General features: G+C 62.5%; 19 protein-coding genes and 2 pseudogenes. 16 read left to right on the top strand and 5 right to left on the bottom strand.

The window, feature by feature from the left end:
- Positions 1–71 precede the first annotated feature (71 nt).
- A complete protein-coding gene (locus BLV45_RS09380) occupies positions 72–875 on the bottom strand; it encodes a family 1 encapsulin nanocompartment shell protein (protein ID WP_090532072.1) in 804 nt (267 codons plus the stop codon).
- Positions 868–1,923: a Dyp-type peroxidase gene (locus BLV45_RS09375; RefSeq protein WP_090532070.1), complete on the bottom strand. Its 1,056-nt coding sequence runs from the start codon at positions 1,921–1,923 to the stop codon at positions 868–870. The genes BLV45_RS09380 and BLV45_RS09375 overlap by 8 nt, the downstream gene beginning before the upstream one ends.
- Positions 1,924–2,798: 875 nt before the next feature.
- Between BLV45_RS09375 and groES the strand changes: the two genes are divergently transcribed.
- The 4 genes and pseudogenes from groES to BLV45_RS09355 form a co-directional block, all read left to right on the top strand.
- Positions 2,799–3,089 carry a co-chaperone GroES gene (gene groES / locus BLV45_RS09370; RefSeq protein ID WP_007178996.1) on the top strand — a complete coding sequence of 97 codons (291 nt, stop codon included), beginning with the start codon at positions 2,799–2,801 and terminating at the stop codon, positions 3,087–3,089.
- Positions 3,090–3,143: 54 nt separating this feature from the next.
- Complete coding sequence (gene groL, locus BLV45_RS09365; protein WP_090532067.1) at positions 3,144–4,784, top strand: chaperonin GroEL; 1,641 nt, start codon at positions 3,144–3,146, stop codon at positions 4,782–4,784.
- Positions 4,785–5,010: 226 nt separating this feature from the next.
- Positions 5,011–5,535 (top strand): annotated as a pseudogene (locus BLV45_RS09360) (transposase); the annotation flags it as partial.
- A 16-nt stretch (positions 5,536–5,551) separates the two neighbouring features.
- Positions 5,552–5,833, top strand: a pseudogene (locus tag BLV45_RS09355) (IS3 family transposase); the annotation flags it as partial.
- Positions 5,834–5,957: 124 nt separating this feature from the next.
- On the opposite strand, the gene BLV45_RS09350 reads toward BLV45_RS09355, so the two are convergent.
- Positions 5,958–7,118, bottom strand: coding sequence for an acyltransferase family protein (locus BLV45_RS09350; protein WP_090532065.1), 1,161 nt, complete (start codon positions 7,116–7,118; stop codon positions 5,958–5,960).
- A 159-nt stretch (positions 7,119–7,277) separates the two neighbouring features.
- On the opposite strand from BLV45_RS09350, the gene BLV45_RS09345 reads away from it, so the two are divergent.
- A complete protein-coding gene (locus BLV45_RS09345) occupies positions 7,278–7,742 on the top strand; it encodes a group II intron maturase-specific domain-containing protein (protein ID WP_245753173.1) in 465 nt (154 codons plus the stop codon).
- Between the two features lie 144 nt (positions 7,743–7,886).
- Here BLV45_RS09345 and BLV45_RS09340 read toward each other — a convergent pair whose 3' ends face one another.
- Positions 7,887–8,750: a hydroxymethylpyrimidine/phosphomethylpyrimidine kinase gene (locus BLV45_RS09340; protein ID WP_090532063.1), complete on the bottom strand. Its 864-nt coding sequence runs from the start codon at positions 8,748–8,750 to the stop codon at positions 7,887–7,889.
- A gap of 236 nt (positions 8,751–8,986) precedes the next feature.
- Here BLV45_RS09340 and BLV45_RS09335 point away from each other — a divergent pair, with 236 nt between their 5' ends.
- The 8 genes from BLV45_RS09335 to BLV45_RS09300 all read left to right on the top strand — a co-directional run bounded on the left by BLV45_RS09335 (position 8,987) and on the right by BLV45_RS09300 (position 16,172).
- Positions 8,987–9,157: a rubredoxin gene (locus BLV45_RS09335; protein ID WP_006047743.1), complete on the top strand. Its 171-nt coding sequence runs from the start codon at positions 8,987–8,989 to the stop codon at positions 9,155–9,157.
- A 279-nt stretch (positions 9,158–9,436) separates the two neighbouring features.
- Positions 9,437–10,870: a hypothetical protein gene (locus tag BLV45_RS09330; RefSeq protein WP_090532062.1), complete on the top strand. Its 1,434-nt coding sequence runs from the start codon at positions 9,437–9,439 to the stop codon at positions 10,868–10,870.
- A 375-nt stretch (positions 10,871–11,245) separates the two neighbouring features.
- Positions 11,246–11,824 carry a YqgE/AlgH family protein gene (locus BLV45_RS09325; RefSeq protein WP_090532060.1) on the top strand — a complete coding sequence of 193 codons (579 nt, stop codon included), beginning with the start codon at positions 11,246–11,248 and terminating at the stop codon, positions 11,822–11,824.
- Positions 11,821–12,261 carry a Holliday junction resolvase RuvX gene (ruvX, locus tag BLV45_RS09320; RefSeq protein WP_090532058.1) on the top strand — a complete coding sequence of 147 codons (441 nt, stop codon included), beginning with the start codon at positions 11,821–11,823 and terminating at the stop codon, positions 12,259–12,261. Before BLV45_RS09325 ends, ruvX begins: the two co-directional genes overlap by 4 nt.
- Positions 12,248–12,784: a bifunctional pyr operon transcriptional regulator/uracil phosphoribosyltransferase PyrR gene (pyrR, locus tag BLV45_RS09315; protein ID WP_090532056.1), complete on the top strand. Its 537-nt coding sequence runs from the start codon at positions 12,248–12,250 to the stop codon at positions 12,782–12,784. The genes ruvX and pyrR overlap by 14 nt, the downstream gene beginning before the upstream one ends.
- A 138-nt stretch (positions 12,785–12,922) precedes the next feature.
- Positions 12,923–13,945 (top strand): aspartate carbamoyltransferase catalytic subunit, encoded by a 1,023-nt coding sequence (locus BLV45_RS09310; protein WP_090532054.1) that lies wholly within the window; start codon positions 12,923–12,925, stop codon positions 13,943–13,945.
- A 62-nt stretch (positions 13,946–14,007) separates the two neighbouring features.
- Positions 14,008–15,285, top strand: coding sequence for a dihydroorotase (locus tag BLV45_RS09305; protein WP_090532052.1), 1,278 nt, complete (start codon positions 14,008–14,010; stop codon positions 15,283–15,285).
- A gap of 44 nt (positions 15,286–15,329) precedes the next feature.
- The gene (locus tag BLV45_RS09300) at positions 15,330–16,172 is read left to right on the top strand and encodes a lysophospholipid acyltransferase family protein (RefSeq protein WP_090532050.1); all 843 of its coding nucleotides are present in this window, start codon (positions 15,330–15,332) and stop codon (positions 16,170–16,172) included.
- A 1-nt stretch (position 16,173) separates the two neighbouring features.
- Here the strand turns inward: BLV45_RS09300 and BLV45_RS09295 are convergent, their stop codons facing one another.
- On the bottom strand, positions 16,174–17,016 hold the full coding sequence (locus BLV45_RS09295) for a symmetrical bis(5'-nucleosyl)-tetraphosphatase (RefSeq protein WP_090532048.1): 843 nt from the start codon (positions 17,014–17,016) through the stop codon (positions 16,174–16,176).
- 296 nt (positions 17,017–17,312) lie between these two features.
- Between BLV45_RS09295 and rfbB the strand changes: the two genes are divergently transcribed.
- Genes rfbB through rfbC form a run of 3 tightly spaced genes read left to right on the top strand, consistent with a single transcriptional unit; the run spans position 17,313 to position 19,817 of the window.
- Positions 17,313–18,377, top strand: a complete 1,065-nt coding sequence (gene rfbB / locus BLV45_RS09290; RefSeq protein ID WP_090532045.1) for a dTDP-glucose 4,6-dehydratase — start codon at positions 17,313–17,315, stop codon at positions 18,375–18,377.
- A gap of 10 nt (positions 18,378–18,387) precedes the next feature.
- Positions 18,388–19,281 carry a glucose-1-phosphate thymidylyltransferase RfbA gene (gene rfbA, locus BLV45_RS09285; RefSeq protein WP_090532044.1) on the top strand — a complete coding sequence of 298 codons (894 nt, stop codon included), beginning with the start codon at positions 18,388–18,390 and terminating at the stop codon, positions 19,279–19,281.
- Complete coding sequence (gene rfbC, locus BLV45_RS09280; protein ID WP_090532042.1) at positions 19,266–19,817, top strand: dTDP-4-dehydrorhamnose 3,5-epimerase; 552 nt, start codon at positions 19,266–19,268, stop codon at positions 19,815–19,817. Before rfbA ends, rfbC begins: the two co-directional genes overlap by 16 nt.
- Positions 19,818–19,992: the final 175 nt, after the last annotated feature.

Genomic DNA, 19,992 nt, shown 5'->3' with positions numbered 1-19,992 from the left:
GGGGCGAGGTGCGGAAAGGGGGCGCCGGGTGCCACTGAGGGTGACGGCGAGCGGACTTGAACAGACGCCACCTATTCCGCCTGCGTCACCGGGACCGATGCTTCGCTCGTCAGCATCAGGAATGTCAGCGTCTCGCGCAGATAGAGGCGCACGACCGAGTCGGTATGGCTCGCGTAGCCGATCGACAGGTCTTCGCCAAGATGCAGCTCGAAGTCGCCGCCGCGCATCGACAGCACGCAGCCGCCTGTGAGCGCGGGCGCCCAGATGATGTCGCCGTTCACGATCCGCTTGATGTGCTCGATGACGGGATAGCCCTGATCGCTTGCCTTGCCGAGCGCCGTGTACGCATCGGCGCCGAGCAGCACGGAATAGGGACCGTCGACGCCGGCGAGCCGCAGCTGTTCGAGCGCGTTGCTGATCGTGCCCGGGTAGTCGCTGACGCTGGCCGGCAGCGCGAGCGGCGGATTCGACGAACCTTCGCGAATCCCGCCGATACCCGCGGCCTGATATCCGTCGAAGATCGCGCGATCCTCGACATAGGCGAGTTCCTTCGCGGCATCTTTCGCCGGCTGCCAGTCGGCATCTTTCGCGCCGCGCTCGACACTGTCGATCGCATCGCGCCGCAACTCGAACGGCACGGTCAGCTGGACGAGCGCCTTGACCTCGGACAGCTTCGCGACGACGCCTTGCTGCGGCGCGGCGACCGCGGTTTGATGCCCCGTGCCGACGCTGGTCAGTTCGGCGCCGCCCGGACCCTTGACGTCGACCACGCGACGGCCGGCGACGGAGCGCTTGAACGTGCGCGCCACTTCCTCCTCGATCTGCGACCACGCGGCACTGGAGATGGGGGCAAGTTCGCGATGCAGGTTATTCATGTTGTGCGGTTCCTTTGAGAGAGCCAATATTCAGCGAGCCGTCGTGATGCGGCCCGGTGGACGAAGATGTATCGGGCTGCTGGCCGGCAACGGCGGCTTGCGGATCGCGGTCGGCGAGCGCCTCGAGCAAGGTCGCCGAAGGCACGAAGAAGAGGCCGCCCGTGACCGCGCGGCTGTAGTCGAGCAGCCGGTCGTAGTTGCCCGGCGGCCGTCCGACGAACATGTTCTCCAGCATCTGTTCAATCGGCGCGGGCGAACGCGCATAACCGATGAAGTAGGTGCCGAACTCGCCCGCGCCGGGGCGGCCGAAGGGCATGTTGTCGCGCAGAATTTTCACTTCCTCGCCGTTCTCTTCGAGCGTCGTCAGCGCGCTGTGCGACGACGACGGCTTGACCGCTGCGTCGAGCTCGATGTCGGACAGCTTCGTGCGACCGATAATGCGCTCCTGCGTCTCGACGGAAAGCGCGTTCCAGCCGGTCATGTCATGAAGGTACTTCTGCACGAGGACATAGCTGCCGCCCGCGAACGCCGCGTCCTCGTCACCGATGAGGGTGAAACCGGCGGCCTCGCGGTCTGACGGATTCTCGGTGCCGTCGACGAAGCCCACCATGCTGCGCAGATCGAAATAGCGAAAGCCATGCACTTCATCCACCACCGAGACCGCGTCGCGTAGCCGCCCTGTCAGCTGCGTGGCGAGTTCGAAGCAGAGATCCATCTGGTCCGCGCGGATGTGCAGCAGGATATCTCCGGGGGTAGCCACGGCATGGCGTTCGCCTTCGCCGAATTCGCGGAACGGGTGCAACCCCGCGGGACGCGGGGTGCCGAACAGCGTGTCCCACGCACCGGAGCCGAAGCCGCACACGCACGACAGGTTGCCTGAAGGGACGCGCTTGCCGACCGAGCGCACGAGGGCGGCGATATCCGCGCACCACGCGCGCACCGTGCTGGCTGCGTCGTCGCCGCCCGCAAGGGTCGCGACGATGAAGATCGCGCTACGCGTGACAACGGTACTGCAAACGGCTTGCGATTCTGGCGTGTCTTTAGGCATGGGACTGGATTTTGATAAACCGTTATGGATTCCGGCAGCGGCGGAACGCATGCTTTTCCGCTTCGCGATCACGAGCCTGAGGCGGGCACGAATCTCTGGTCTGAAAGACTGAAGCAGGTTTGCGGTTGCGCCCACAGATGTTATACCGCCCGGCGATCTTATGGAAACTGCGGGAAGGCTTTGGGATTCGCCCGGATGTGGGATACCGGAGCCTGAAACGCATTGAACTTGTCGAAGGTCTATCGGAGCCGGAGTCACGGGCGTAAATTAATATGGATGCCAAATCGATTTGAACCGACTCCATGCCTCATGTGACGGCCATGATTCCCGACTTGCCCGTTCATGGCGACCGGGTGGGAATTCGCTGCATCGGTAACCTTCCCATGGACGTTGCTGAAGCGAAGCCGGGCTGCGTGTCGGTTATCCCGATCGAGAGTCGGCGTTGATCTTTCCCCGACCTTGCAGCCCTCGCGTCTCAACTGGAGCGAAATATCCCCGCTTATCTGCGAGGTAAGGGATTTCCCTGGGACGTGTTCACGGAGGAAATTCGGGGGAATCCGGCCGTCAGGTAGCCAGGCGTGAATGATCGAGGTCGGGGTTGATAGATGCGAGCGACTACAGGTAGATCGCTGTTTCGAAAGGGAATTATTCCGGTTCATCCGGATTTCGCTACGTCGCGAGGTTCGGGCTCAAGCGAACAAAGTTCAACGTCAGGCAACTCCCGGCAGAAACACCCCCGTATGTCTTCTTGAATTTGTCACCGCCCGTCCATATAATTAGCACTCGCTGCACGAGAGTGCTAACAACATTTCCGGTTGGCCCTGCCAGCCGGGTTTTCTCAGCGTTCTTCAGTCTCAATCCAGAGAGGAGTATGTATGAACCTTCGTCCTTTGCATGATCGCGTGATCGTCAAGCGTCTTGACCAGGAAACCAAGACTGCGTCGGGCATCGTGATCCCCGAAGCCGCAGCGGAAAAGCCGGATCAAGGCGAAATCCTCGCAGTCGGCCCGGGCAAGCGTGACGACAAGGGCGCACAGATCGCGCTCGACGTGAAAGTGGGCGATCGCGTCCTGTTCGGCAAGTACGCTGGCCAGACCGTCAAGGTCGACGGCAACGAACTGCTGGTGATGCGTGAAGAAGACATCATGGCCGTGGTGCAGAAGTAAGCGAAAAATCGCTGAAATCCAGGCTATATCCCAGAGAATTCAAGGAGTTTGAAGATGGCAGCTAAAGACGTCGTATTCGGTGATTCCGCCCGTGCCAAGATGGTTGAAGGCGTGAACATCCTCGCGAACGCTGTGAAGGTCACGCTCGGTCCGAAGGGCCGTAACGTGGTCCTGGAACGCAGCTTCGGCGGCCCGACGGTCACGAAGGACGGTGTTTCGGTCGCAAAAGAGATCGAACTGAAAGACAAGCTCCAGAACATGGGCGCACAGATGGTCAAGGAAGTGGCTTCCAAGACCAGCGACAACGCAGGCGACGGCACGACGACGGCAACCGTCCTCGCGCAATCGATCGTTCGCGAAGGCATGAAGTACGTCGCGTCGGGCATGAACCCGATGGACCTGAAGCGCGGTATCGACAAGGCCGTGACGGCCGCCATCGAAGAACTGCGCAAGATCAGCAAGCCGTGTACGACGAACAAGGAAATCGCCCAGGTTGGCGCGATCTCCGCGAACAGCGATTCGTCGATCGGTGACCGCATCGCTGAAGCGATGGACAAGGTCGGCAAGGAAGGCGTCATCACCGTCGAAGACGGCAAGTCGCTGCAAGACGAACTCGACGTGGTCGAAGGCATGCAATTCGACCGCGGCTACCTGTCGCCGTACTTCATCAACAACCCGGACAAGCAGGTTGCCGTGCTCGAAAACCCGTTCGTGCTGCTGCACGACAAGAAGGTTTCGAACATTCGTGACCTCCTGCCGGTACTCGAGCAGGTCGCGAAGGCTGGCCGTCCGCTGCTGATCATCGCTGAAGACGTCGAAGGCGAAGCACTGGCCACGCTGGTGGTGAACAACATCCGCGGCATCCTGAAGACCGTTGCTGTGAAGGCGCCGGGCTTTGGCGACCGTCGCAAGGCCATGCTCGAAGACATCGCTATCCTGACGGGTGGCCAGGTCATCGCTGAAGAAACCGGCCTGACGCTCGAAAAGGCAACGCTGGCTGAACTGGGTCAAGCGAAGCGTATCGAAGTGGGCAAGGAAAACACGACGATCATCGACGGCGCTGGCGAAGCAGCAACGATCGAAGCGCGCGTGAAGCAGGTTCGCACGCAGATCGAAGAAGCAACGTCGGACTACGACCGTGAAAAGCTGCAGGAACGCGTTGCCAAGCTGGCAGGCGGCGTTGCGGTGATCAAGGTTGGCGCCGCGACCGAAGTCGAAATGAAGGAAAAGAAGGCACGTGTCGAAGACGCACTGCACGCAACGCGCGCAGCTGTGGAAGAAGGCATCGTGGCCGGTGGCGGCGTTGCGCTGATCCGCGCTCGCACGGCTATCGCTGGTCTGAAGGGCGCTAACGCTGATCAGGACGCAGGTATCAAGATCGTGCTGCGCGCGATGGAAGAACCGCTGCGCCAGATCGTCACGAACGGCGGCGAAGAAGCCAGCGTCGTGGTGGCAGCAGTTGCAGCAGGCAAGGGCAACTACGGCTACAACGCAGCAACCGGCGAGTACGTCGACCTGGTCGACGCAGGTGTTGTGGACCCGACGAAGGTGACGCGCACGGCGCTGCAAAACGCAGCTTCGGTTGCCGGTCTCCTGCTGACGACGGACGCAGCTGTCTGCGAACTGCCGAAGGAAGATGCACCGATGGGTGGCGGTATGCCGGGTGGCATGGGCGGCATGGGCATGGACATGTAATTCCGGTTCCCGGGCCTTCGCGGCCCGGTCTGGAACACGTGTGGGAAGCACGTCGAAAGACGCGCGGCCCAAAAGAAAACCCGCAGAAATGAACTGCACCCCAAAAGTTGGACACCCGTCCAACGATTTGGGGTGTTTTTTCATGAGCAAGTACAGCGCGCAGTTCAAGCGGTCGGTTGTCAAAGACTATCTGTCAGGCGGAGGTAACAGCAGAGAGGTGGCGTATCCGGATCTGTCCGACTATCGGAACCTGACCTCTGCTTGCCGAATTGCACTGAAGTCACTGGGACGTCGGTATCTGGAGTTGCACGACGAGATTGCCGACCTCGACGTCATGATCGCGACGCTCCTGGACGAACTTGCTCCTGATCTTGTCTCGCGAAATTCGATTGGTTACGAGTCGGCTTCGCAACTGTTACTGACCGCTGGCGATAACAGCGACCGGCTTAAGTCAGAAGCCAGCTTCGCCGCCCTTTGTGGCGTGAACCCCGTCCCGGCGTCTTCCGGTAAGGTGACGCGACATCGACTAAATCGTGGTGGAGATCGCGCAGCCAACAGCGCCTTGCACATCATTGCCATCGGTCGCTTGAGAACCGACGCTCGCACAAAGGCCTACGTCGCCAAACGCGTCAGCGAGAGGCATTCGAAACTTGAAGCGATCCGCTGCCTCAAGCGCTATATCGCGCGGGAGGTCTACTACGTAATCCAGCAACGCAACCACCAGATCACACAGACTCAAATTACCCCTTGACCTTTAGAAGGGCGTCCAGGGCTGGCACTACCAGATGGACGCTTACCAGGCGCTACTCTCGCAGCGCGCCCTGACGCAAAGCATGTCGCGCAAGGGCAATTGCCATGACAACGCCGCCATGGAAAGCTTCTTTGGCACCCTGAAATCAGAGTTCTTTTACCGGAATCGTTTCGAGAGTATCGAAGCGCTGCAGGCTGGTATCAAACGCTACATTCATTACTACAACCACAAACGCATCAAGCTGAAGCTAAAAGGGCTGAGTCCTGTCATGTACAGAACTCAGCCCTCACGGCCCTAGTCCAAAACTGTCCAACTTTGCGGGGTCAGTTCAAAATGCGGGTTTTTTTATGTGTGCCGAGCATGCTCAACAGCTCGGGGTGAAAGTCCCCTAGCGGCCGCCATTTCGGTGGCAGATGTGCGCGCTATCGTTTGGGCGTGATTGCGGACTGCATGGCAGGCTCGGAGGATGTTCGAAATTTCGCAGCCACGAGCTTGCCTCGTCGGATCATTGGCGTTTCGAGAAAACGGAATGAGACGAGCCCAGCGACGATTACTATCGCGACAATAAGCCACCACGGGGCGCCAAGAAGCACTGCCGTGTAGACGATAGGCGCGTGAAAGGCATAGATGCTGTACCCGGCGGCTCCAAGCTCACTGACTGCGTTATCCGGCGTATTTCGGAGTGCATCGAGCGAGGAAACAAGACATGCAAAACACATCGCGAATGCCACCTGCCTGATAGCTGCTAGCAGTTGAGCGACTTGGCCGCCCCATGCATGGTCGAAGCTGATGAGTAACCAAACGAGCGCCGGCGCAACGATGAAACGCTTCAGCTTCGCGGCAAACCGTTTGTCTGCGAACTTCGCGCCAAGCCACCAAAATGGCAGAAAGGCGATGAGGCTGCTGTTGTACGACCACGGGCGCCACTCTGGGACGTACGTGTTAATTGCGATACTGGCGGACCAGCAGATGAACATCAGCAACCACCAGGCGCGCTCGGACCATCTATCAATCAGGAGCAGCGCTGCGGGGTATGCGGCGTAAAGCCACATTTCGACTGCGACAGTCTGAAGCGGCCCATTACCTTGGATCGATGAAAAGTAGCCATTTGGATTAATTGCCTCCAGCGCGACCAGCTTCTCGACGACATGCACTGCCGAGATAGAAAACGTTCCCGACACCGAAGGCACGGCAGCCGAGTTAATCGCAAATCCCACAAGGAACGCTGCGACGCCAAAAATTGTGGCGATGAAAAATACGGGGTAGATGCGGAAGAATCGTCGGACCGCATAGGAGACAATATCGTCCCGATATGAACGCAGCCCGCTACGATGAATGCAGTAGCCGCTCAAGATGATGAACCCAACGACGGCAGGGTGAGTTTCTCCGTTGGCCTGGAAGAGGCTAGTTAGCCAGTTCATGACGGAAGTGAGAGCGATCGGTATCGCGGCCTGCTTTTGAATCGTGAGCACCCACGGGACCATATGGGTAATCACTACCCACATTGCAAGAATGAATCGTAGCGAATCTATGTGTGGAGATCTGGAATGATCAACTGGGATTTTAAGAATTGTGGCCCGCATCGAAGGTCAATGTTTTTTTAAGAATTTGCGAAGTATAGCGTTAGAACCCCATCGGGGTGGTACATCCCCTTAGGCTAGGACTCGGGGCGGCTGTCGCACGAGATGCATCGCTTTTACCGCATCGTCGCCAAGTCGCCCTGCTGAATATCGTCCGTTATCGTGCTTCGACAACATCATCACACGCGCAAATTTCTTGGATTCACCTTCTCGGACCGGGTACAGGTCAAACGGCGCATTGCGCCCAAGGCGCTGGCTCGCTTCAAGGATCGAATCCGGGAGTTGACTCAACGCACGCGCGGGGTCAGCGTCGCCCAATTGATCGGTCCGCTGAAACGATATCTGACGGGCTGGCGTGGCTGCTTCGGTTTCTGCGAAACACCTGGCGTGCTCCGGCGTCTGGATGAATGGATCCGCCGTCGCATTCGATGCTTCTTCTGGAAGCAATGGAAGCGAGGCCGCACCCGATTCCAGGAACTGATCGCACGCGGTGTGAGCGGCAACCTTGCCGCCCAGACAGCGGGCTCGCCGCACAGTGCGTGGCGCCTGAGTTGCAGTCCGGCGCTAAACATTGCCCTGTCTAATCGTTACTTCCGGTCGCTTGGACTTCCGTCGCTCAGTTCATAATCGGTCAACCGATCCGAACCGCCGTGTACCGGCCCGTACGCACGGTGGTGTGGGAGGAGTCGGGCCGCGAGGCCTGCCCCTATCCCAATACGTGGACGGTTTGTTGTTTCATCAAACCGTCCACGCGGGGAACAGCTAGAAAACTCAGTGACGCGCTTCGTCCGGCGGCGCGCCCTTGCCGCTTGCACGCAGCGTTTCTTCGTCTTCATTGCTGCGCGCCCAGAAGAAACGGTCGGGCATATATGCGCCCATGCCGGGGCGAAACGCGGCGCGTGTCGCCTGGTACAAATACTCCTGCGCTTCGCGCACGGCTTCGGCCGGATCCTGACCGTTGGCGAGCAACGCGGCGATCGCCGCGCCGAGCGTATCGGTGACACCCATGATGCGGTTCGGGCCGCGATCCCACATGTCCTGCCGCAACTGGCCGTCTTCGCTGTAAAGCGTATTGACGAGGCGATGCGTGCCCGTTTCCGCCGACAGGATGTACTCGCACCCCTGCGACAGCAAATGGGAGATCGCCGCGTCGAGGCTCGGTGCCTCGGCGTCGCCATCGGGTTGCGCGAGCGCGAGCAGGGTGGCGAAATCGGCGACGAGCAGCGTGGTTTGCGGCGCGAGCAGATCGGCGATGGCTTCGCGCAGTTCGTCGGCGGCGAGCACGTGTTCGTCGTCGAGCGTGAAGTCGGGCGCGAGGATCAGCGGGATGTCGTCGTAGTCAGCAACCACTTCGGCGATGGCGCTCACCACTTCGGCGCGCGTCGCCGCGCCGACCTTGAACGCGGCGATCGGCATGTCTTCGAGCAGCATCCGCGCCTGCGTGGCGACGACCTCGGGATCGAGGCCGGTGACCTCGTCGCAGCTTGCCGAATCGCGCACGGTGTAACCGGTGAGCACCGAGACGCCGTGGCATCCCATGCTGGCCAGCGTCATCAGATCCGCCTGGATGCCGGAGCCGCCGGTCGGATCGGAGAGGCCGAAGGTGAGGACGATCGGAGGAGTGTCGCTGGGCATGAAAATCTTGCTGGATTGATCAAAAAAGAGTGCCAGGCACGCGGCCCGGGGTTGCCCCAATTATGCGGCCTAATCTAACGCCAGGGCGTTTTTTCGCGCGCCAGTGCAAATTCATGCCCGGATTGATCAGAATCACGCGCGGGCCTGACCTGGATTGCTAGGCAGTAGGGCAGCAACACGGTACCATCATGGTCCTGATTCAACCGACTTTTTAGACTTTTCGACGCGGCATAAGAATGGAATATCAAAGCTGGATGTGCCTGATCTGCGGCTGGATCTACGACGAAGAAGCCGGTTTGCCAGATGAAGGGATCGCGCCGGGAACCCGTTGGGAAGACGTCCCGATCAACTGGACCTGCCCGGAATGCGGCGCCCGCAAGGAAGACTTCGAGATGGTCCAGATCTGACCGGTTCGCCGGTCGGTCGGTTGCGCTGCGCCTGCCAGATTGCGCTCATGGCTTTGCTGCATAACGCCTGAGGTATTCGTGGGCAATGGCGCAAGGCCGCTGCGCTCGCCGTTGCCGGCCGGGGTATCGCACAGGCGCGTCGGGAACGGCGTCGTTCTGGCCGTGTCGCAAGGGTAGTGCCCATCGTACCGTCCACGCGCCGACGCGCGACGCGCACCGCTGGCCGCGCGTCACCTTCGGGAGCGCAGGCGGGTCCACAGGTGTCTTCGTCGACTATCCATGCTCGCTCGCCACGCTACCACCGGTTCCTTCGAAGCCTTGCCTAATCCGCGCGGCGGCATCGTGCGCAGCGCGGAATCCGCGCTCGCCGAAGCGCGACTCGCGCTGGTGCAGCGCGAGGATCCCACCGCGCCGCTACTCCAGGCCGCGCGCGCACTGCGCGAGGCGGGCTGGCTGGCGGCGTATCGCTTCGCCAATGCGCTTGCGCTGGCCTCTTCGATGGCGCAGGCCGACGCGCCGCACGACGACCGCAATCGCGCCGCGCTGGGCGATGCGCTCGACGTATTCGGCGAGGCCGTTGGCCGGCACAACCTGCGCGAGCTGTCGTGCTCGCCGGCGCTTTTCGCGCACTATCGCGCGCTTGGCCAGCAGATCGCCCGGCACACGCCCGGGTATGCCACGACGTTCGAGGATCTCGCGCTCGCCGCCCGGCCCGTGCCGCCCGTTACCCTGCATGTCCAGCCGGCCGGCACGCTGGCGCATCTGCGCGCCCGCTACGAACGCGCGCTGCTGCCCGTTCTGCGCGCGCATCCGCTTGAGGATGCGCCGCCGCCGGATCTTCACCGTGCGCTCGACGAACTCGACGCCTGTCTCGCCGAAGCAGCCGGCCCCGATCCCTACGATTTCTGGCGTCTCGCCGCGGCGTGCGCCCGCGCGTTACGCGCGGGCGGAAACGCCATCGACGCGTCCGGTGGCGCCCGTCATTTCTACGCCCGCTGCAATCTTGTCTTCGCCGATCACGCGCGCGGCACGCCGCTCGCGCCGCGCTCGCTCGTACGGGCGACGCTCGCCACGCTCTGGCGCGACTACGCACTCTTCGGCGCCTCGGCGGAAGATGCCGGTCAGGTCGAACTGCTGCACGACTATGGCCTGACCGTCGACTGGCATGTGGCGGGCACGCAGGCTTCGGAGGCGCTGTGGGAGGCGGAAACCGCCCAGGCGGAAGCCGCTGCCGTGCGTACCACGCGTACCCGCGACCTCGGCGTGCTGACGGTACACGCGCATGCGTATGAAGATTTCCTCCAGACCGCCGACGCCGCGATCGCCGCGCTTTCGGAACACGCCCGGCAGGCCGACAATCCGGAGAAGGCCGACCCCAGCGCGGCGCTGCAGGCCGGCGACGCCGCGTATCGGCTCGGTTCGGCCGCCTGTGCGCTTGGCCTTGGCCACGTCGCGTTGCTGGCGGATGCGCTGGGGCTTGCGTGGCGGCGTCGCGCGCATGCGGGCGTGACGACGCCGGCGGTGCGCTCGCACACGATCGTCGACGCGCCGGACGCCCGCTCGCTCGATCACGCCGCCGAGGCGTTGAGGGCGATGTTGCACAAGATCGCGGCAGGCGTCGCACCGGCCGACAGCAGCGCGGCGCTCGCCGCGCTCACGCGCGCCATCGAGCAGGGCGGCGCGCCTGACCCGGCGCGGGCCGGCGCGGCGTGAGCCGCAAAATCAGGCGCGAACCCTGCTATATGACGGATGCGTGCCGTTAACAAGGAAACAGCGACGGGAAACAGCGAGAGAAACCGCGACGTAAACACCGCTGGAAACAACACGAAAAAACCCAAGAACCCGCGACGAAAACCGCGCAAATAACAGCGAGCGTAATGGCGAAACAGCCACCGCAAGAAACCTCGCGAGCCGCAACGCGCATAGTCCGCGAAGCGCCTGACAGGCCGCCGCTCCTCGCGTGCTAAAGTGCAATATGCACGCCGTCGACGGAGCCCTGCGAACCGTGTCGCCCACGCGCCTCATCCACGCGTTCCGGCGTACGCTCAAAGCCCGCCATCCCGCACCGTCTTTGCTAAAATTCGAACCATGTCCATGAGTACCGATCGCATCAACCTGACCAATCAGTTCCTGATTGCCATGCCGAGCATGGCGGATCCCACATTTTCAGGCACGGTGGTCTACCTGTGCGATCACAGTGAGCGCGGCGCGCTCGGCCTCGTCATCAACCGGCCGACCGATATCGACCTCGAAGCGCTCTTCAATCGCATCGATCTGAAGCTCGAGATCGAACCCCTGCTGCATGTTCCCGTGTACTTCGGCGGCCCGGTGCAAACCGAGCGCGGCTTCGTGCTGCACGATCCGAAAGACGGCACGCCGTACACATCGTCGATGTCGGTGCCGGGCGGGCTTGAAATGACCACGTCGAAAGACGTGCTCGAAGCCGTCGCCAGCGGCACGGGGCCGGAGCGCTTCCTGCTCACGCTCGGCCATGCCGGCTGGGGCGCGGGGCAGCTCGAGGAGGAAATCTCGAAGAACGGCTGGCTGACGGTCGAAGCCGACCCGAAGATCGTCTTCGACGTGCCCGCCGAAGAACGGCTCGAGGCGGCGCTGTCGCTGCTCGGCATCAACCTGTCGATGCTGTCCGGCGAAGCAGGTCACGCATGAGCCTTGCGGGCGGACGTGAGGCAACGCTCCTTGCGTTCGACTACGGCGAAAAACGCATTGGTGTCGCCGTGGGCAATTCGCTGACGCGTCACGCGCGCGCGCTGGCCGTCGTGCAGAACCGCAGCCGCGAATACCGCTTCGAAGCCGTCGGCAAACTGATCGGCGAATGGAAGCCCGATGCGCTCGTCGTCGGCCTGCCGGTGCATCCCGATGGCACGCCGCACGAAATGACGCAGCTTGCCAAACGCTTCGGCAACCAGCTGAACGGCCGCTTCAACCTGCCGGTCACCTGGGTCGACGAACGCTATTCGTCGGTCGAGGCGAAGGCGGAGATCCGCGCCGGCAACGGCCGCGCCGACATGCTCGACGCCGAGGCCGCCAGCATCATCCTCCAGCAATATCTAGACGGGCTACCCGACGATCATGCGTTCCATTGACGCCGAGGCGCTGTACCGCGCCGTCCTCGAACAGATTCGCGCGGCGTACGGCGCCGCGATCGGCACGACGCCCGCCGGTACCGATGGCGCCGTTGTGCTCGCCGGCATCTACAGTGGCGGCGCGTGGCTCGCCGAGCGGCTCGCGCGCGACCTGAAGATGGCGAGTTTTGGCGTCGTCAACGTGGCGCTTCATCGCGACGACTACGCGAAGCGCGGCCTGCACGTGCAGGCGAGCCCGACTTCGCTGCCGTTTTCGGTGGACCGCAGCAGGATCGTGCTCGTCGACGACGTGCTCGGCACCGGCCGCACCGTGCGCGCCGCGTTGAACGAGCTGTATGACTATGGACGTCCTGCTTCGGTGGAACTGGCCGTGCTCGCCGATCGCGGCGGGCGCGAGTTGCCGATCGCCGCGCGCTTTACCGGCGGCACGGTCGACGTGCCGGCCGATGCGACGCTCGTCCTTGCCCGCAGCGAAGGCGACGACCCGACGTTCACGTTTCACACGGAAGCGCGCGCCGACTGAGCGGGCGAACCGGAAACCGGATGCCGATCGCCGCGGCTTTCGCCTCCGGCCGCGCAGCCAGGCGAGAGGCAAGCAGCGAACGGCAAGCGGCGACGCACACATCCCAGCACACGTTTTAACGCAGCAGACAGGTACACGATGAACACCGCAACCTCAGGTTCCACCGACAGCAGCGCCGCCGCGGACCGGTTCCGCTTCGGCTTTCTGAAGGGCAACCCGCAGCTCACGAAAAACGGCGAGCTCAAACATCTGCTGACGATCGAAGGCTTGCCGAAGTCGATCGTCAATCACATTCTCGACACGGCCGAACAGTTCGTCAGCGTGACCGATCGCGAGGTGAAGAAGGTGCCGCTGTTGCGCGGCAAGTCGGTGTTCAATCTCTTCTTCGAGAATTCGACCCGCACGCGCACGACGTTCGAGATCGCCGCGAAGCGTCTTTCCGCGGACGTGATCAACCTGAACATCAACGCGTCGTCGACGAGCAAGGGCGAATCGCTGCTCGACACGATCAACAACCTCTCCGCGATGCACGCCGACATGTTCGTCGTGCGTCATGCGTCGAGCGGCGCGCCGTACCTGATCGCCGAGCACTGCGCGCCGCACGTACACGTGATCAACGCCGGCGACGGACGTCACGCGCACCCGACGCAGGGTCTGCTCGACATGTACACGATCCGTCACTACAAGAAGGATTTCACGAACCTGCGGGTGGCGATCGTCGGCGACATCCTGCATTCGCGGGTCGCGCGCTCGGACATTCACGCGCTCACCACGCTCGGCGTGCCGGAAGTGCGCGCCATCGGCCCGCGCACGCTGCTGCCGGGCGGACTGGAACAGATGGGCGTGCGCGTGTTCCACAACCTCGACGAAGGGCTGAAGGACGTCGACGTCATCATCATGCTGCGCTTGCAGAACGAGCGGATGAGCGGCGCGCTGCTGCCTTCGGCGCAGGAGTACTTCAAGAGCTGGGGTTTGACGCCCGAGCGTCTCGCGCTCGCGAAGCCCGATGCGATCGTGATGCACCCGGGCCCGATGAACCGCGGCGTCGAAATCGATTCGCAGGTGGCGGATGGTCCGCAGTCGGTGATCCTGAATCAGGTGACGTTCGGTATCGCGGTGCGCATGGCGGTGATGGGCATCGTTGCCGGCAATCACGATTGAAGTCCGAAGACCGGACATCTTGCGCGAACACGCGACACGCAACGCAGAACAAAAGGCAGCAGATGAAGATTCATATCCAGGGTGGCACGCTGATCGATCCGGTGGCGGGCACCGAACAGCAGCAGGACGTTTATATCGAAGCCGGCAAGATCGTCGCGCTGGGCAACGCGCCCGCGGATTTTCATGCGACGAAGACGATCGACGCCAAAGGGCTGTCGATCGCGCCGGGTCTGGTCGATCTGTCGGCGCGTCTGCGCGAGCCGGGGTTCGAGCACAAGGCGACGCTCGAATCCGAAATGGCCGCGGCGCTCGCCGGCGGCGTGACGAGCCTCGTGTGTCCGCCCGATACCGATCCGACGCTCGATGAACCGGGCCTCGTCGAGATGCTCAAGTTCCGAGCGCTGAAGCTCAACCAGGCGCATGTGTATCCGCTCGGCGCGCTGACCGTCGGCCTGAAGGGCACGACGATCACCGAAATGGTCGAGCTGACGGAAGCCGGATGCGTCGGCTTTTCGCAGGCCGACGTGCCGGTGGTCGACACGCAGATTCTGCTGCGCGCGCTGCAATACGCGAACACGTACGGCTACACCGTGTGGCTGCGTCCGCAGGATGCGTATCTCGCGAAGGGCGGCGTGGCGGCGAGCGGCGCGCTGGCTTCGCGGCTTGGCTTGTCGGGCGTGCCGGTTTCCGCCGAGACGATCGCGCTGCACACGATTTTCGAGCTCGTCCGCGTGACGGGTGCGCGCGTGCATCTTTCGCATGTGTCGTCGGCGGCCGGCGTCGCGCTCATGCGCGCGGCGAAGGCCGAAGGGCTTCCCGTGACGTGCGACGTGACCGTGAACCACGTGCATCTGATCGACGTCGATATCGGCTACTTCGATGCGCAGTACCGGCTCGATCCGCCGTTGCGCCAGCAGCGCGATCGCGAAGCGATCCGCGCGGGCCTCGTCGACGGCACGATCGACGCGATCTGCTCCGACCACACGCCCGTCGACGACGACGAAAAGCTGCTGCCGTTCGCCGAGGCGACGCCGGGTGCGACGGGGCTCGAGCTCTTTCTGTCGCTGACGGTGAAGTGGGCGAGCGAAGCGAACGTGCCGCTCGCGAAGGCGTTGAACCGCATTACGTCGTCGCCGGCTGACGTGCTGAAGCTGCCCGCCGGGCGCATCGCCGTGGGCGCCGTGGCCGATCTGTGCGTGTTCGATGCGAACGGGCACTGGCGCGTCGAGCCGCGTGTACTGAAGAGCCAGGGGCGCAACACGCCGTTCCTCGGCTACGAACTGCCGGCGCGCGTGCGGGCGACGATCGTCGCGGGTCATCTCGCGTTCGAGCAGCATTGATGCGCGATTAACAGACATCGATACAGGAACGGAAAGCGCCGAACATGAAGCTCGCGTTTCGCAAGGCACAACTGGTTGCACATCTGTTGCACGGCATGTGGACGGTCGCGACGCGCTTTCCGCGCGCATCCGCCGGTGAGCGGCTCGAACTCAACCGCGCGTGGTCGCTGAAGATGCTGCGGCTGTGCGGCATGCGCCTCGTCGTGCATAACGACGAGGCGCGGCTCGATGCGGGCACGCTTGTCGTGGCGAACCACGTTTCGTGGATCGATATCTACGTGATCAACGCGTGGCGGCCGACGCCGTTTGTGTCGAAGGCCGAGATTCGCAACTGGCCGGTGGTGGGGTGGCTTGCCGGGCAGCTTGGAACGGTGTTCATCCAGCGCGAGAAGCGCAGCGACGCGAAGCGGATCGTGCATGAACTGGCCGACCGGCTGGGCGCGGGCGAGTTGATGTGCGTGTTTCCCGAGGGCACGACGTCCGATGGTCTCGCGCTGCTGCCGTTTCACGCGAACCTGTTTCAGGCGGCGGTGTCGGCTTCCTGCCCGGTACAGCCGGTGTGCATCATGTACGAGGATGCGCAGGGGCGGCAGTCGACGGCGCCTGCATATATCGACGATCTCACGCTCAGCGATTCGTTGAACGCGCTGCTGAAAGGCGGTCCGCTGACCGCGCATGTTTATGTCGGGGCGCCGCTGGCTTCGGGTGCCGACAGGCGGTTGCTGGCGGCGGAGGCGGAGGCGGTGGTGGGGCGGGCGTTGCGGGGGATGCAGGGTGGCGGCAACACCTTTGCTGCCGAGATTCCCGAGCCCGGTCAGAAGACTACGGACACCGTCGACGTCGCCTTGACTCAAGACGTCGACATCGACGGCACGCGAACCAGCTAGCCTAGTTACCCGTCCCGCGACACGCCGAGCAATCCACCTGCGTGACGACGCGGCCAGCCGGATCGTCCGTGAGACGGATCGCGGAAAGCTGGTTACCCCACACGCAGCCCGAGTCGAGCCCGATCACGTTATCGCGCACCATCAGGCCAAGCGCCGCCCAGTGGCCGAAAACGACGGTCGTGCTGGCCGATTGTCGCGAGGGCACGTCGAACCACGGCATGTAACCCGGCGGCGCGGAACCCAAACCGCCGCTCGACGTGAAGTCCATCGCGCCTTCCTCGTTGCAAAAGCGCATGCGCGTGAGCGCGGTACACGTCAGACGTAGCCGGTCGATCCCTTTCAGGCCCGGCTTCCATCGATTCGGCTCGTTGCCGTACAGACCCGCTAGCGTTTCCTTCCAGGTCGGCGCACGCAGCGCGCGTTCCAGTTCGCCGGCCATTTCCATCGTGAATGCAGCGTCCCACTGCGGCGGCACGCCTGCGTGGACCAGCAGCATGTTGTTCTCGAAGTGCGCGATCGGACGGTGACGTACCCATTCCAGCAGGTCGTCCGCGTCCGGCGCGGCGAGGATTTCGTCGATCGTGTCGCCTTTCTTCGCGTTACGGATGCCCGCCGAAACCGACAGCAGATGCAGATCATGATTGCCCAGGACCGCGATTGCGCGATCGCCCATCGCGACGAGATCGCGCAGCGTGGCGAGCGATTCAGGGCCGCGATTGACGATGTCGCCGGCAAACCACAGTGGCGTGTCGTCCGAAGGTGCGGCTTTCGCGAGGAGTTGCTGGAACTGGGAGCGGCAGCCCTGAAGGTCGCCGAAGGCAAGTGGTGTGGGCCGGGTGATCATCTGGATGCGGACTGGATAATTCGTAACGTAGTTGTGACATATGTGTCAGGGCATTGACGTCAAAAAAACGATGCGGCATCAATGACGGTGGGAGTCGCCTGTCAGGCGGTGGGCTGCGACGGCGACATACTGCGGTGCCCGCATCCGCACAGGGTCACGGAACGTACAACGTCGCGTGACATAATAGTCCGTTTGATGCGCGGCACGACGCAACACGGTCGTACGGGCTGCCTTGAACGCACCGCTTCCGCGACACGCAACACGCAACACGTCGCGAGGCGATTCCGGGGAAGAACATGATTCTGGTGACTGGAGGCGCAGGTTTTATTGGCGCCAACTTCGTTCTTGACTGGCTGCGCGACGGAGATGAACCCGTCGTCAACGTCGATAAACTCACCTATGCGGGCAACGCCGAAACGCTCGCGCCGCTCGCCAGCGACTCGCGTCACGTTTTCGCGCGCGTCGACATCTGCGACCGCGCCGCGCTCGACGCGCTCTTCGCGGCACACAGGCCACGTGCGGTGCTGCACTTCGCGGCCGAAAGCCACGTCGACCGCTCGATCAGCGGGCCGGGCGAATTCGTGCAGACGAACGTCGTCGGCACGTTCACGATGCTCGAGGCGGCGCGCGCTTACTGGAACGGCCTCGCGGGCAGCGAGAAGGACGCGTTCCGCTTTCTGCATGTTTCGACCGACGAAGTGTTCGGCTCGCTGGAAGCCACCGATCCCGCGTTCAACGAACGCACGCCCTATGCGCCGAACAGCCCTTATTCAGCGAGCAAGGCCGGCTCGGACCATCTGGTGCGCGCGTATTTCCACACATACGGCCTGCCGGTGCTGACCACCAACTGCTCGAACAACTACGGTCCGTACCAGTTTCCCGAAAAACTGATTCCGCTCACGATCATCAACGCACTGGCCGGCAAGGCGTTGCCCGTCTATGGCGATGGCAGGAACGTGCGCGACTGGCTGTACGTCGGCGACCACTGCGCCGCGATCCGCACCGTGCTGCAAAAGGGCGTGCCCGGCGAGACCTACAACATCGGTGGGTGGAACGAAAAGGCCAACATCGACGTTGTACACACGCTGTGCGCGACGCTCGATGAACTGCGCCCTTCGTCGTCCGGTGCGCCGTACGCGAAGCAGATCGAATTCGTGAAGGACCGGCCCGGCCACGACCGTCGCTACGCGATCGACGCGACGCGCATCCAGCGTGAACTCGGCTGGCGTCCTGCCGAGACGTTCGAGACCGGCATGCGCAAGACCGTGCGCTGGTATCTCGAGAATCGGGAGTGGATTGCTGGCGTGACGAGCGGCAACTATCGTCACTGGATGGAAACTCACTACGCCGGACAGGCCTGAGGGAGCGTCAATGGCACGCAAGGGAATCATTCTCGCGGGGGGATCGGGCACGCGGCTGTATCCGATCACGCACGCCGTATCGAAGCAGCTTTTGCCGGTGTATGACAAGCCGATGATCTACTACCCGCTGTCGACGTTGATGCTCGCGGGCATCCGCGACGTGCTGATCATCTCGACGCCCGCTGACACGCCGCGGTTTCAGTCGATGCTCGGCGACGGCTCGAAGTGGGGGATGAATCTTCAGTACGCGGTGCAGCCATCGCCCGATGGCCTTGCGCAGGCGTTCATCATCGGACGCGATTTCATCGGCAACGACGACTGCGCGCTGATTCTTGGCGACAACATTTTTTATGGCCACGATCTCGCGCATCAACTGGAGAAGGCGAGTGCGCGGACCGATTGTGCAACGGTGTTCGCGTATCACGTGAACGATCCGCAGCGTTATGGCGTGGTGGAGTTCGACGACCAGCTGCAGGCGCTTTCGATTGAGGAAAAGCCTGTGAAACCGCGCTCACCGTATGCGGTGACGGGGTTGTACTTCTACGATAACGACGTTTGCAGCATTGCCGCGGAAATCAGGCCGTCGGCGCGTGGCGAGCTTGAAATCACCGACGTGAATTCGCGCTATCTGGAGGCGAAGAAGCTGCGTGTCGAGATCATGGGGCGCGGTTATGCATGGCTCGATACGGGCACGCACGATTCGCTGATCGAAGCGGCGACGTTTATCGCGACCTTGCAAAAGCGGCAGGGTCTGGTGGTGGCATGTCCGGAAGAGATCGCTTACCGGAGTGGATGGATCGACGACGCCCGATTGATGGAGCTTGCCGCGCCGCTGGCGAAAAACGAGTACGGGCAATATCTCAAGAATCTGTTGACGGACAAGGTTATATGGCAATCACGGTAACTGCTACGGCGCTGCCCGAGGTCAAGCTCATCGAGCCGAAGGTGTTTGGCGACGCGCGCGGGTTTTTCTTCGAGAGCTTCAACGCGAAGGAGTTTGCGGAGAAGGTGGGCGTGGATGTCGAGTTCGTGCAGGATAACCACTCGCGCTCGGCGAAGGGTGTGCTGCGCGGTTTGCATTATCAGATCGAGCATGCGCAGGGGAAGTTGGTGCGGGTGGTGTCGGGCGAGGTGTTCGACGTGGCTGTCGATATGCGCCGGAGCTCGCCGGATTTTGGCAAGTGGGTAGGGGTGAATCTGAGTGTGGAGAACAGCCGCCAGATGTGGATCCCGCCGGGGTTTGCACATGGGTTTGTGGTGCTGTCGGAGACGGCTGAGTTTCTGTACAAGACGACGGATTACTGGTTTCCCGAGTACGAGCGGTGTCTGATCTGGAACGATCCGGAGATCGGGATCGAGTGGCCGGTTGAGGGTGCGCCTTCGCTGGCGACGAAGGATGCGGCGGGGAAGGGGTTTGGGGAGGCGGAGAGTTATGCGTGATCTCCAATCTTCGTGGACTTCACCACGAAGTACGGAATGAGTGCAAGGTGTTGAATTTAAAGAAAATAGGCGCTTTTGTATCTGTTTGTTAGCTCGCTTCGGTCGCTCGACCGGCGATTCTATAATCGTGCATCCAGTCTGTTACCGTCGTCCGACAGTGCTTCAGACGTGAGGA

The sequence above is a fragment of the Paraburkholderia sartisoli genome (assembly GCF_900107685.1).
GTDB lineage: Bacteria > Pseudomonadota > Gammaproteobacteria > Burkholderiales > Burkholderiaceae > Paraburkholderia > Paraburkholderia sartisoli.
This window is presented reverse-complemented; position numbering and strand designations above follow the sequence as displayed.